Origin of the sequence: Streptomyces liangshanensis (assembly GCF_011694815.1) — a bacterium.
Taxonomy (GTDB): domain Bacteria; phylum Actinomycetota; class Actinomycetes; order Streptomycetales; family Streptomycetaceae; genus Streptomyces; species Streptomyces liangshanensis.
The window spans coordinates 5,832,794-5,845,198 of sequence record NZ_CP050177.1 but is presented as its reverse complement, the minus strand read 5'-3'; the positions used below and the strand labels follow the sequence as shown (position 1 = coordinate 5,845,198).

12 protein-coding genes are annotated in these 12,405 nt (G+C 70.2%); 5 read left to right on the top strand and 7 right to left on the bottom strand.

Translation table 11 applies throughout. The features are described from left to right. Positions 1-30 precede the first annotated feature (30 nt). Positions 31-651: an aa3-type cytochrome oxidase subunit III gene (gene ctaE, locus HA039_RS25345; protein WP_167033671.1), complete on the bottom strand. Its 621-nt coding sequence runs from the start codon at positions 649-651 to the stop codon at positions 31-33. A 194-nt stretch (positions 652-845) separates the two neighbouring features. Here ctaE and HA039_RS25340 point away from each other — a divergent pair, with 194 nt between their 5' ends. Then, positions 846-1,247, top strand: a complete 402-nt coding sequence (locus HA039_RS25340; protein WP_167033670.1) for a DNA-binding transcriptional response regulator — start codon at positions 846-848, stop codon at positions 1,245-1,247. Between the two features lie 105 nt (positions 1,248-1,352). Here the strand turns inward: HA039_RS25340 and HA039_RS25335 are convergent, their stop codons facing one another. From HA039_RS25335 to ctaC, 4 genes are all read right to left on the bottom strand, one after another. Continuing rightward, the gene (locus tag HA039_RS25335) at positions 1,353-2,609 is read right to left on the bottom strand and encodes a L,D-transpeptidase (protein WP_167033669.1); all 1,257 of its coding nucleotides are present in this window, start codon (positions 2,607-2,609) and stop codon (positions 1,353-1,355) included. Between the two features lie 110 nt (positions 2,610-2,719). Continuing rightward, entirely contained in the window at positions 2,720-3,118 is a 399-nt protein-coding gene (locus tag HA039_RS25330) for a cytochrome c oxidase subunit 4 (protein ID WP_161307686.1), read from the bottom strand. Then, entirely contained in the window at positions 3,115-4,857 is a 1,743-nt protein-coding gene (gene ctaD, locus HA039_RS25325; RefSeq protein WP_167033668.1) for an aa3-type cytochrome oxidase subunit I, read from the bottom strand. Before ctaD ends, HA039_RS25330 begins: the two co-directional genes overlap by 4 nt. Further along, positions 4,854-5,816 (bottom strand): aa3-type cytochrome oxidase subunit II, encoded by a 963-nt coding sequence (gene ctaC, locus HA039_RS25320; protein WP_167033667.1) that lies wholly within the window; start codon positions 5,814-5,816, stop codon positions 4,854-4,856. The genes ctaD and ctaC overlap by 4 nt, the downstream gene beginning before the upstream one ends. Positions 5,817-6,075: 259 nt before the next feature. On the opposite strand from ctaC, the gene HA039_RS25315 reads away from it, so the two are divergent. Next, positions 6,076-7,464, top strand: a complete 1,389-nt coding sequence (locus tag HA039_RS25315) for a cysteine desulfurase/sulfurtransferase TusA family protein (protein WP_167033666.1) — start codon at positions 6,076-6,078, stop codon at positions 7,462-7,464. 70 nt (positions 7,465-7,534) lie between these two features. On the opposite strand, the gene HA039_RS25310 is transcribed toward HA039_RS25315, so the two are convergent. After that, the gene (locus tag HA039_RS25310) at positions 7,535-8,509 is read right to left on the bottom strand and encodes a carbohydrate kinase family protein (protein ID WP_167033665.1); all 975 of its coding nucleotides are present in this window, start codon (positions 8,507-8,509) and stop codon (positions 7,535-7,537) included. Positions 8,510-8,649: 140 nt separating this feature from the next. Between HA039_RS25310 and HA039_RS25305 the strand changes: the two genes are divergently transcribed. Next, complete coding sequence (locus HA039_RS25305) at positions 8,650-8,883, top strand: hypothetical protein (protein WP_167033664.1); 234 nt, start codon at positions 8,650-8,652, stop codon at positions 8,881-8,883. Between the two features lie 99 nt (positions 8,884-8,982). Then, positions 8,983-10,485 carry a hypothetical protein gene (locus HA039_RS25300; protein ID WP_167033663.1) on the top strand — a complete coding sequence of 501 codons (1,503 nt, stop codon included), beginning with the start codon at positions 8,983-8,985 and terminating at the stop codon, positions 10,483-10,485. A gap of 98 nt (positions 10,486-10,583) precedes the next feature. Here the strand turns inward: HA039_RS25300 and HA039_RS25295 are convergent, their stop codons facing one another. Then, positions 10,584-10,940 carry a HesB/IscA family protein gene (locus HA039_RS25295; protein WP_167033662.1) on the bottom strand — a complete coding sequence of 119 codons (357 nt, stop codon included), beginning with the start codon at positions 10,938-10,940 and terminating at the stop codon, positions 10,584-10,586. Between the two features lie 259 nt (positions 10,941-11,199). Here HA039_RS25295 and nadA point away from each other — a divergent pair, with 259 nt between their 5' ends. Further along, positions 11,200-12,396, top strand: coding sequence for a quinolinate synthase NadA (gene nadA, locus HA039_RS25290; protein WP_208298711.1), 1,197 nt, complete (start codon positions 11,200-11,202; stop codon positions 12,394-12,396). The last annotated feature ends 9 nt before the right edge of the window (positions 12,397-12,405 follow it).

Below are 12,405 nucleotides of genomic sequence, written 5' to 3'. Positions count from 1 at the left end.
GTGTGCGGACGCGCTCAGGGGCGCGGTCCGTTACTTGATCAAGTAGATCGTGGCGAAGAGGCCGATCCAGACGACATCGACGAAGTGCCAGTAATAGGACACAACGATGGCGGCGGTTGCTTGTTCGTGGGTGAACCTCTTGGCCGCGTACGTCCTGCCGAGGACGAACAGGAAGGCGATCAGACCACCTGTCACGTGCAGACCGTGGAAGCCGGTGGTCAGGTAGAACACCGAGCCGTACGGGTCGGAGGACAGCGAGAGGCCGTCGTTCCTGACCAGTTCCGTGTACTCGAAGATCTGACCGCCGATGAAGATCGCACCCATCACGAACGTGATCACGAACCAGGTGCGGAGCTTCTTCACGTCACCGCGCTCCGCGGCGAAGACGCCGAGCTGGCAGGTGAGCGAGGAGAGCACCAGGATCGTGGTGTTCGTCGCCGAGAACGGAACGTTCAGGGACGACGCCACTTCCTTCCAGTGCTCCTCCCCCGTCACGGATCGCAGGGTGAAGTACATCGCGAAGAGGGCCGCGAAGAACATCAGCTCGGAACTCAGCCAAATGATCGTTCCGACGCTGGTGAGGTTCGGCCGATTGACCGACGGGTGCGCGTGCCCGGTTTCTACTGTCGTTGCTGTCGCCACGACCGACATTATGTCGGTCCCTTATCCCGCCCTCACTCCGGGGGGTGCAGTTCGGTGTGTCCATGCGTCCTGTCCAGCCCGAACGGCCCATCGAAGAGCTGTCATTACCCGTGCTGACAGGCTGTCCGACGGAGTAGCATCCGCGCATCGGTTCAGGGCACGTGCCCTGAAGCCCTCGCAGACACGGATGTCACGGAGGAACAATGCAGCCGACCGCCACGGTGCTGGTCTACAGCGACGACGCGAACACCCGCGAGCAGGTACGGCTGGCGGCGGGACGCAGGCCGGCGGCCGACGTGCCGCCGATCCGGTTCCTGGAGTGCGCCACCCTGCCCGCCGTCATCGCCGCCCTGGACAAGGGCGGCATCGACGTCTGCGTCCTGGACGGCGAGGCCGCGCCCTCGGGCGGCATGGGCGTCTGCCGGCAGATCAAGGACGAGATCTTCAACTGCCCACCCGTGCTGCTGCTCATCGGGCGCCCGCAGGACGCCTGGCTGGCCACCTGGAGCCGCGCGGACGCCGCGGTGACCCTTCCGGTCGAACCGGTCGGCTTCGCGGACACCCTGGCCGCCCTGCTGCGTACGAGGCAGGCCGTGGGGGCGTAGTCCCGGCCCGGGGATCCCGGGACCCCCGGGCGAAGGGACGAACGAACGGAAGAACGGGCGGGCGCCGTACGGGAGTGGTCCCGTACGGCGCCCGCCCGCCGCGTGTCAGACCTCGGGACGCAGCCGCGCCGCGCCCACGGGGCCGCTGCCCTCCTTGACGCCGGCGGTCAGGACGCTGCCGCCGCGCCACTTGTCCCAGCTCAGGTTCCAGTCGCCGAACCCGTTGCCGAAGTTCTCCATCGTGTGACCCTCGCTGTTGACGACCCGCACGATGTCGCCCTGGCGGACGGCCCCGAAGAACCACTTGGCGTTCTCGGTGGACATCCCGACGCAGCCGTGGCTGACGTTGGCGGAGCCCTGCGAGCCGACGGACCAGGGCGCGGCGTGCACGTACTCACCGCTCCAGGTGACCCGGGTCGCCCAGTAAACGGGCAGGTCGTACGACTCGCTGCTGCCGGCCGCGATGCCGACGCTCGTCCCGCGCATCCGGACGAACTGCTCCTTGCCCAGGATCACCTTGATCCCGTTACGCGTGGAGAAGCCCGGCTTCCCGGTGGTCACCGGGATGCTTTTTATCTCCTCGCCGTTGCGGTAGACCGTCATGTAGTGCGACCCGGCGTCGGCCACGGCCTCGACGCGGTCGCCGGTCGAGAGCTTCAGGGGCTTCACGGGGCCGCCGTACAACGCTCCGACCTTCACTCCTTGGAGCGTACTCGTCGCGGTGACGGTGCCGTTGGCGGGCCAGAACTCCTTCGGCCTGAAGTGCAGGGTCTTGCTGTCCACCCAGTGCCAGGCGCCCTGGGCGGCGGGGCTGGAGCGGACCTTGAGGGAGCGTTCGACGGCGGCGCGGTCCGCCTTGGCCTTGACCGGGGCGCTGAGCTTCGCCGTGACGGGCTGCCCGACGCCGTACTTGCCCGCCTCGGGGCCGAACTCGACGGTGAGGAGCTTCTTGCCCTTGGGGGCCTGGGTGTCGAACGAGAGGGTGCGGGAGCCGGGCGCGCCGTCGTCGTCCTCGGTGGCGACGTGGACGGTGTAGCGGGTGCCCGCGGCGAGGGGGGCCGTGGAGCGCCAGCGTGAGCCGTCGGCGGTGAGTTCGCCGGCGAGGTAGCGGCCGGAGGTGTCGGTGGCCGTGACGTCCGTGATGCGGCCGCCGCCGCCCTTGGAGGTGACCTCCAGGGGCTTGTCGGGGTTCGCCTTCTTGCTGCCGGAGGGGGCGCTGAACGCGATCTGTCCCGCGGCGTCGTAGGGCTCGGCGGAGAGGGGGTTGTCACCGCTGTCGCCGCACGCGGTCGCGCCCGCCCCGAAGGACACGACCAGCAGGGTGCAGCTGAGAACGGTGCGGAAGCGTGGCGTGTGGTTCATGCCCCTCACGCTATGAAGCTTCGCCGCCGGCAGCGCGACGGAGTAGGCCGAACGAGGGGAGGCCGGGCACTCCTCTCGGAGTGTCCGGCCTCTTTTCGCCTCGGGTCGTGCTACTGGGTGCGGCTCTCGCCGCGGTAGTACTCGAAGACCCAGCCCCACAGGCCCACCAGGATCAGCGGCGCCGAGAAGTACAGCAGCCACCAGCCGATCGCGATGCCCAGGAAGCCGAGCGCGCCGCCGACGGCGAGCGAGAAGGGCTGCCAGCTGTGCGGGGAGAAGAAGCCCACCTCGCCGGCCTCGTCCGCGACGTCGGCGTCCTTGTTGTCCTGGGCCATGGCGTCGACGCGCCGGGCCGTGAAGGACAGGTAGAACCCGATCATGATCGTCAGGCCGAAGGCCAGGAAGAGCGCCGTGGTGCCGGCGGCCTCCTTGGACCACACGCCGTACAGGACGGCGATGCCCAGGATGAAGACGCTCAGCCAGAGGAAGAGCGTGCCTTGGATCTTCACTTCCCGGCCTCCTTGCCACCGGCGAGGGCGCCGGTCCCGGCGCCGTGACCGGCGGTCTCCAGCTGTTCGAGCGCGGCGATCTCGGGGTGGTGCAGGTCGAACGCCGGGGATTCGGAACGGATCCGCGGCAGGGTGAGGAAGTTGTGCCGCGGGGGCGGGCACGAAGTCGCCCATTCGAGTGAACGGCCGTAGCCCCACGGGTCGTCCACCTCGACCTTCTTGCCGTACTTGGCGGTCTTCCAGACGTTGTAGAAGAACGGCAGGATCGACAGGCCGAGCAGGAACGAGCTGATCGTGGAGATGGTGTTCAGCGCGGTGAAGCCGTCGGCGGCGAGGTAGTCCGCGTACCGGCGGGGCATGCCTTCCGCGCCCAGCCAGTGCTGCACCAGGAACGTGCCGTGGAAGCCGATGAACAGCGTCCAGAAGGTGATCTTGCCGAGCCGTTCGTCCAGCATCTTGCCGGTGAACTTCGGCCACCAGAAGTGGAATCCGGCGAACATCGCGAACACCACGGTGCCGAAGACGACGTAGTGGAAGTGCGCGACGACGAAGTACGAGTCGGAGACGTGGAAGTCGAGCGGCGGCGAGGCCAGGATGACGCCGGTCAGACCACCGAAGGCGAAGGTGATCAGGAAGCCGATCGTCCAGAGCATCGGTGTCTCGAAGGACAGGGAGCCCTTCCACATCGTGCCGATCCAGTTGAAGAACTTCACGCCGGTCGGGACCGCGATGAGGAACGTCATGAAGGAGAAGAACGGCAGCAGCACTCCGCCGGTGACGTACATGTGGTGGGCCCACACGGTCACGGACAGGCCGGCGATGGAGATCGTCGCCGCGATCAGGCCGATGTAACCGAACATCGGCTTCCGGCTGAACACCGGAATGATCTCGGAGATGATCCCGAAGAAGGGCAAGGCGATGATGTACACCTCTGGATGCCCGAAGAACCAGAAGAGGTGTTGCCACAACAGGGCTCCGCCGTTGGCGGCATCAAAGACATGTGCTCCGAACTTGCGGTCCGCCTCCAGTGCGAAGAGGGCGGCGGCGAGCACCGGGAAGGCGAGCAGGACCAGCACACCGGTCAGCAGCACGTTCCAGGTGAAGATCGGCATGCGGAACATCGTCATGCCGGGCGCGCGCATGCAGATGATCGTGGTGATGAAGTTGACCGAACCGAGGATGGTGCCGAAGCCGGAGAAGGCCAGGCCCATGATCCACAGGTCGGCGCCGACACCCGGCGAGCGGACCGCGTCCGACAGCGGGGAGTAGGCGAACCATCCGAAGTCGGCGGCACCCTGGGGGGTGATGAAGCCGCTGACGGCGATGATCGAGCCGAAGAGGTAGAGCCAGTAGGCGAACATGTTCAGCCGCGGGAACGCCACGTCGGGCGCGCCGATCTGGAGCGGCATGATCCAGTTCGCGAATCCGGCGAACAGCGGCGTCGCGAACATCAGCAGCATGATCGTGCCGTGCATCGTGAACGCCTGGTTGAACTGCTCGTTCGACATGATCTGCGTGCCGGGACGGGCGAGCTCGGCGCGCATGAAGAGCGCCATCACCCCGCCGATGCAGAAGAACGCGAACGACGTGATCAGGTACATCGTGCCGATCGTCTTGTGATCGGTGGTGGTCAACCACTTCACGACGACGCTACCGGGCTGCTTGCGCCGTACCGGAATCTCGTTCTGGTACGAGTCCTCGGCCGCGGCGGCACCCTGGGGTTCGTTGAGGATGCTCACAGGTTCTTGTCCTTCGCGTTCCTGGCCGGGTCCGTCTGGGCGATGCCCGCCGGGATGTAGCCGTTCTGGCCTTCCTTCGCCAGGTCTTTCAGGTGCTGCTGGTAACGCTCCGGAGAGACCACCTTGACGTTGAAGAGCATCCGGGAGTGGTCGACGCCGCAGAGTTCGGCGCACTTGCCCTTGAAGGTGCCCTCCTGATTGGGGGTCACCTCGAAGGCGTTGGTGTGCCCGGGGACGACGTCCATCTTCATCAGGAAGGGCACCACCCAGAAGTCGTGGATGACGTCACGGGAGGTGAGGACGAACCTGACCTTCTCGCCCTTGGGGAGCCAGAGGGTCGGGCCGGGGTTGCCGGTCTGCGGATTCCGCTCGCCCGGGACGCCGGCGTCGTAGACGCCTTCGGCGCCCTTGGGGAAGTCCTTGAGGTACCGGTTCGGGATGGAGCTGATCTCGCTGGGGATCTTCGTCCCGGTGTTCGGGTTCCCGTCCACGTTCTCGATGTAGTTGAAGCCCCAGCTCCACTGGTAGCCGACCACGTTCACGGTGTGGGCCGGCTTGTCGGAGAGGCTGAGGATCTTCGTCTCGTCACGCGCGGTGAAGTAGAAGAGCACCGAGACGATGATGAGGGGGACCACGGTGTACAGCGCCTCGATGGGCATGTTGTACCGGGTCTGTGGGGGTACCTCCACCTTGGTGCGGCTGCGCCGGTGGAAGATGACGCTCCACAGGATCAGACCCCACACCAGGACACCCGTGACGAGCGCTGCCGCCCACGAGCCCTGCCAGAGGGAGAGGATCCGAGGGGCCTCTTCCGTCACCGGGGTGGGCATACCCAGGCGGGGGAAGTCCTTGTACGTGCAACCGGTGGCGGTCGCAAGGATCAGGCCCGCAGTCAGCACCTGCGGCAGCGTCCGCCGCATCGGGCGCCGCGACGAGCGGTCGGAGCCGTTGGGACTCACGTAGCGCCTTCCCGAGAGTCTCGCCCGCACGGCCGGCTGCGGCCGTGTCGGTCGGTCGCCGGCCCTGACGCGGGCAGGGGTTTGGATGTTTATGCGGACCAAACCCTACTGGACGCAATTCGGGGCCTCGCAGCGAGGGTGCCCAACGCGCCGCCGGGCACCTCGAAGGGGTGGAATACCCCGCTCCGGGACGCTTCTGACGCCCCCTCCGGGCGGCGGCGCCGACTCACCCGCCGGGCGCCGGGGTTAGCGTGGCGGCGTGCCCTACTTCGACGCCGCCTCGTCCGCCCCGCTCCACCCCGTCGCGCGCCAGGCGCTGCGGGCCTCGCTGGACGAGGGCTGGGCCGACCCCGCCCGGCTGTACCGGGAGGGGCGGCGCGCCGCGCTGCTGCTGGACGCGGCGCGGGAGGCCGCCGCGGAGGCGGTCGGCTGCCGTCCCGACGAGCTCGTGTTCACTCCTTCGGGGACGCACGCGGTGCACGCGGGGGTGACCGGAGTCCTTTCCGGCCGTCGGCGTGTCGGGCGGCACGCGGCCGTGTCGGCGGTGGAGCACTCGTCGGTGCTGCACGCGGTCGCGGCGGGGGGTGACGTGACCGAGGTGCCGGTGGACCGGTTCGGGGCGGTTTCGCCCGACTCGTACGGTGAAGTCCTGCGTACGGACACGGCGCTGGCGTGCCTCCAGTCCGCCAACCACGAGGTGGGGACCGAGCAGCCGGTGGCCGCGGTCGCGGAGGTGTGCCGGAGCCGGGGCGTGCCGCTGCTGGTGGACGCGGCGCAGTCGCTGGGGTGGGGTCCGGTGGAGGGCGGCTGGTCGGTGCTCACGGCCAGCGCGCACAAGTGGGGCGGGCCGGCGGGGGTGGGGCTGCTGGCCGTCCGCAAGGGGGTGCGGTTCGCCCCTCAAGGCCCCGCCGACGAGCGGGAGTCGGGGCGCGCCCCGGGCTTCCAGAACATTCCGGCGGTCGTGGCGGCGGCCGCGTCGCTGCGCGCGGTACGGGCGGAGGCCGCGGCGGAGGGCCGGCGGCTGCGGGAGCTGGTGGACGTGATCCGGGCCCGGGTGCCGGAGCTGGTCCCCGACGTCGAGGTGGTGGGCGATCCGCTGCGCCGGCTCCCCCACCTGGTGACCTTCTCGTGCCTGTACGTCGACGGGGAGGCGCTGCTGCACGCGCTGGACCTGGCGGACTTCTCGGTCAACTCCGGTTCGTCGTGCACGAGCGGCACGCTGACCCCGAGCCATGTGCTGCGGGCGATGGGCGTGCTGTCGGAGGGGAACGTGCGGGTCTCGCTGCCGTCCGGCACCACGGCGGCGGAGGTGGAGCGGTACCTGGAGGTGCTGCCGGGGGCGGTGGCGGGGGTACGGGACCGGCTGGGCGCGCCGGCGGCCCCGCCGGCGGCCGGGACACCCGCGGCGTCCCCGGCCGCCGTGGGGACGCTGGTGGTGGACGCGATCGGGCGGCGGTGCCCGATCCCGGTGATCGAGCTGGCGAAGGTGATCGGTGACGTGCCGGTCGGCGGGACGGTGACGGTCCTCGCGGACGACGAGGCGGCGCGGCTGGACATCCCGGCGTGGTGCGCGATGCGGGGCCAGGAGTACGTGGGCGAGCGGCCGGCGGACCACGGTGCCGCGTTTGTGGTCCGCCGGGTGTCGTGAGCCCGGTTGTGCCCGGTGCCGTGTGCCCGGTGTCGTGAGCGGGCGGCCGGCCGGGGGGCCCGGCGCGGACTCAGACCAGGTGGGCCCTGACCTCGGTGGCGGCGTCGTGGCCGTACGCCTTGGTGAAGCGCTCCATGAAGTGCGTACGGGCGAGCGTGTACTCCTGGGTGCCGACCGTCTCGATGACGAGCGTCGCCAGCATGCAGCCCACCTGGGCCGCGCGCTCCAGGCCGACGCCCCAGGAGAGGCCCGAGAGGAAGCCCGCGCGGAAGGCGTCGCCGACTCCGGTGGGGTCGGCCTTGGTGTCCTCCTCGGGGCAGCCGACCTCGATCGGGTCCGCGCCGACGGCCTCGATGCGCACGCCCTGCTTGCCGAGGGTGGTGACGCGGTGGCCGACCCTGCCGAGGATCTCCTCGTCGGTCCAGCCGGTCTTGGACTCGATGAGGCCCTTCTCGTACTCGTTGGAGAAGAGGTACGTGGCGCCGTCGAGCAGGGTGCGGATGTCGTCGCCGGACATGCGGGCGATCTGCTGCGAGAAGTCCGCGGCGAACGGGATCCCGCGGCTGCGGCACTCCTCGGTGTGGCGGAGCATCGCCTCGGGGTCGTCGGCGCCGATCAGTACGAGGTCGAGGCCGCCCACGCGGTCGGCGACGTTCTTGAGCTCGATCTGGCGGGCCTCGCTCATCGCGCCCGTGTAGAAGGAGCCGATCTGGTTGTGGTCGGCGTCCGTGGTGCAGACGAACCGGGCCGTGTGGAGGACCTCGGAGATCCGGACCGAGGCGGTGTCGACCCCGTGCCGGTCGAGCCAGGCGCGGTATTCGTCGAAGTCCGCGCCGGCCGCGCCGACCAGGATGGGCGCGGTGCCGAGCTGGCCCATGCCGAAGCAGATGTTCGCGCCGACACCGCCCCTGCGCACGTCGAGGTTGTCGACCAGGAAGGAGAGGGAGACCGTGTGGAGCTGCTCGGCGACCAGCAGGTCGGAGAAGCGTCCGGAGAAGGTCATCAGGTGGTCGGTGGCGATGGAGCCGGAGACTGCGATTCGCACGGCGTGAACGCTCCTGGGGCGGAGAACGGTTGACAGTTCACGCTACCGGTTGGCGGGCCGCCTTCCTAAGACTCCCCAACCCGGAAAACTACCCGATAGTAGAACTTTCTTCGCGAGCCGGACCGTGCCACGCTTCGACCATGGCCAAGGACAGCGTGCCCTTCGAGAACCCCTTGAGTACCGTTCCGGCCGGGAGCGAGGACGACGGGACCCTGGCCGGGCTCCGCGAGGACTGCGCGCGGATGGCGTCGCACTGGACGGCGGGGTCCGCCGGGACGCGCGCGCCGGTGCCGCCGTCGCTGATCCGCGGGGTGACCGTGCCACCAGGGTCGGCCCGCCTGCTCGACGGGATGTCCGAGTACGGGGACTGCTGACGCGGCCCGCTCCCCCGCCGGGGGGAACCGCCCGGCGCTCCGCTCCGTCCCACCGGTGTCCCCGTCCGGGGGACAGGACGCGGTCGAAGGAGCGAAGCGGTGACGAGTACGGAGCCCGGTCGGAGCACCGATCCCGACAGCCCGCGCCGGCGGCGTTCCCCGCTGGCCCTCGCGACGGTGGTGGCGGTACTGATCGCCGGGGGCGGCGGCCTGTACCTCGCCGGCGCCACCCCGGGGAGCGGTGGCGGGGACGGCGCGCGCACGGTGGGTGATCCCCCGCCCCTGGTGCTGGACAGCGCGGCCCGGGCCGCGGACCCGTCCGCGCCGCCCCCCGGCATCGCGCCGGGCGAGCCGGACCCGAACGGGGTGACGTACCGCGCTGGGGGTGAGCTGCCCGAGGGACCGGACTCGGCGCCCGTCTACCGGACGTCCGGCACGGTCTCGGCGGCCGAGGTCGCGCGGCTGGCGGCGGCCCTCGGGGTGCCGGGCGCCCCGCGCGCGGACGGGACGGCCTGGGAGGTGGGCACGGACCAGGACGGTTCCGGGCCGCTGCTGCGGGTGGAGAAGCAGGCGCCGGGGACGTGGACGTTCGCGCGCTTCGGCCCGTCGCCGGGCGGCGACAACTGCCTGAAGGGCAAGAGCTGCCCGAGCGGGGACATCGCCTCCGGCGAGGGCCCCGCGGTGAGCGAGGCCGCGGCGAGGAAGGCGGCCGCGCCGGTGATCGAGGCGCTGGGCCAGGACGACGCGAAGCTGGACGCGCGGCAGGTCATGGGCGCGGTCCGGGTGGTGAACGCGGATCCGGTGGTCGGCGGGCTGCCCACGTACGGCTGGTCGACCGGGATCCAGGTCGGCGCGGACGGCACGGTGACGGGCGGCAGCGGGCAGCTCAAGGCCCCGGAGCGGGCGCGGGACTATCCGGTGGTCGGCGCGGACGAGGCGCTGGCGGAGCTGAACCGCGCGGCGGCCGGCACGCCGTCGTCCGGGATCGGCGGCTGCGCGACGGCGGAGCCGCTGAAGGGCGGGGGCGAGGCGAAGCCGGCCGCTCCGTGCGAGCCGGGTACGGCTCCGACCGCCCCGGAGCCGCTGGTGGTCGACCGGGCGGTCTTCGGGCTCGCCCTGGAGGCCGAGGGCGGCAAGCCGGCGCTGGTGCCCGCCTGGCTGTTCCGGGTGGCGCCGGGCGGCGGCGCGGAGCCGTACACGGTGACGCGTACGGCGGTGGCGCCGAAGTTCGTCGAGGCCCCGCCCGCGCCTTCCCTGCCGCCGCACAGGGAGGCGCCCGGTGGCGGCGGGACCGGCGCGGTGGGGCCCGGTGCGGTGGAAGGCGACGGGGGTGGCGGCACGATCCGGCCGGTGATCTCGTACACCTCCGACGGAACGACGCTGACCATGCGCTTCTGGGCCGGTGTGTGCGGCTCGTACGCGGCCCGTGCCGAGGAGGGGGGCCGGGACGTGAAGGTGACCGTGTACCAGGCGGATCCCGACCCGGACCGGGTGTGCGTCTCGATGGCGAAGGAGCAGACGGCGTCGGTGACGCTCAAGGCGCCGCTCCGGGAGCGGGGCGTGGTCAACGCGACCACCGGGGCGTCGGTGCCACGCGGCTGAGGCTCGTACGGGCCGGGCGATCCCGAGCACGCGAAAGGCGGCGGTCCCGTGGGGGCCGCCGCCTTTCCGTGCTGGTCCGGTGGGCCGGACCGGCCGTACTAGCTGAAGGAGTCGCCGCAGGCGCAGGAGCCCGACGCGTTCGGGTTGTCGATCGTGAAGCCCTGCTTCTCGATGGTGTCCACGAAGTCGATGGAGGCGCCGCCCAGGTACGGGGCGCTCATCCGGTCCGTGACGACCTTGACGCCGCCGAAGTCCTTGACGACGTCCCCGTCGAGCGAGCGCTCGTCGAAGAAGAGCTGGTAGCGGAGGCCCGAGCAGCCACCGGGCTGGACAGCCACGCGCAGCGCGAGGTCGTCCCGGCCTTCCTGGTCCAGCAGGGCCTTGACCTTGCCCGCGGCGGCCTCGGACAGGAGGATGCCGTCGCTCACGGTTTTGGTGTCGTCCGATACGGACATCTGCTTCTCTCCCGGGTTGGTACGGACTGCTTGCCGACACTGCAACCGGCGCGGCCTCGGATTCATTCCGGACCCTGGCGTGTGTCATTTCCCTTCTTCATGCTCGCACACGGGCCCGCCGAACGGGAGCGGGAGCCTTCGCGGGATTCCCGAACGGGAATGCGTCACATCGACGCTATCGCCATCGTCAAAGTGACATGAACCGGTTATGATAGATAACGTCAAATAGACGAAAAGGCGTGTTCGAAGAGAAGAAAGGGTGCGTGACGTGACCACCGCCCAACCCCAGCAGGACCTCGCCGTCCAGCCGAGTCCCCTCGCCCTGCTGCTGCTCGGCCGCCAGGCCGACCCGCGCAGCGAGCGGGGTGTGGAGTGTCCCGGCGACCTGCCCTCCCCGTCCGACCCGGACCTGGTGGAGCGCGCCCGCGCGGCGAAGGAGAAGCTCGGGGACAAGGTGTTCGTCCTCGGCCACCACTACCAGCGCGACGAGGTCATCCAGTTCGCCGACGTCACCGGGGACTCCTTCAAACTCGCCAGGGACGCCGCCGCGCGCCCCGAGGCGGAGTACATCGTCTTCTGCGGTGTGCACTTCATGGCCGAGTCGGCGGACATCCTCACCGGCCCGGGCCAGAAGGTCGTGCTGCCCGACCTGGCCGCGGGCTGCTCCATGGCCGACATGGCGACGGCCGAACAGGTCGCGGAGTGCTGGGACGTCCTGACCGAGGCCGGGATCGCCGAGCAGGTGGTGCCCGTCTCGTACATGAACTCGTCGGCCGACATCAAGGCCTTCACCGGCAGGCACGGCGGCACGATCTGCACGTCCTCGAACGCCGAGCGCGCGCTGAACTGGGCCTTCGAGCAGGGGGAGAAGGTCCTCTTCCTGCCGGACCAGCACCTGGGGCGCAACACCGCCGTCCGGGACCTGGGGCTGTCCCTGGAGGACTGCGTCCTCTACAACCCGCACAAGCCGAACGGCGGCCTGACCACCCAGGAGCTGCGGGACGCGAAGATGATCCTGTGGCGCGGCCACTGCTCGGTGCACGGGCGGTTCTCGGTCGAGTCCGTGCGGGACGTACGGGAGCGGATCCCCGGGGTGAACGTCCTGGTGCACCCGGAGTGCAAGCACGAGGTCGTCTCCGCCGCCGACCAGGTGGGGTCGACCGAGTACATCATCAAGGCGCTGGAGGAGGCCCCGGCCGGCTCGAAATGGGCGATCGGTACGGAGCTGAACCTGGTCCAGCGGCTGGCGAACCGTTTCGCCGCGGAGGACAAGGAGATCGTCTTCCTCGACCGCACGGTCTGCTTCTGCTCCACCATGAACCGCATCGACCTGCCGCACCTGGTGTGGACCCTGGAGTCGCTGGCGGAGGGCAACGAGGTCAACCGGATCCAGGTCGACAAGGAGACGGCGGACTTCTCCCGGCTGGCGCTGGAGCGGATGCTGTCGCTGCCGTAGGGGCCGCGG

Excerpts from the sequence above, each read along its gene's own strand:
- ctaE (WP_167033671.1), bottom strand. The coding sequence starts at position 651 with ATGTCGGTCGTGGCGACAGCAACGACAGTAGAAACCGGGCACGCGCAC.
- HA039_RS25340 (WP_167033670.1), top strand. The coding sequence starts at position 846 with ATGCAGCCGACCGCCACGGTGCTGGTCTACAGCGACGACGCGAACACC.
- HA039_RS25335 (WP_167033669.1), bottom strand. The coding sequence starts at position 2,609 with ATGAACCACACGCCACGCTTCCGCACCGTTCTCAGCTGCACCCTGCTG.
- HA039_RS25305 (WP_167033664.1), top strand. The coding sequence starts at position 8,650 with ATGGCCAAGGACAGCGTGCCCTTCGAGAACCCCTTGAGTACCGTTCCG.
- HA039_RS25295 (WP_167033662.1), bottom strand. The coding sequence starts at position 10,940 with ATGTCCGTATCGGACGACACCAAAACCGTGAGCGACGGCATCCTCCTG.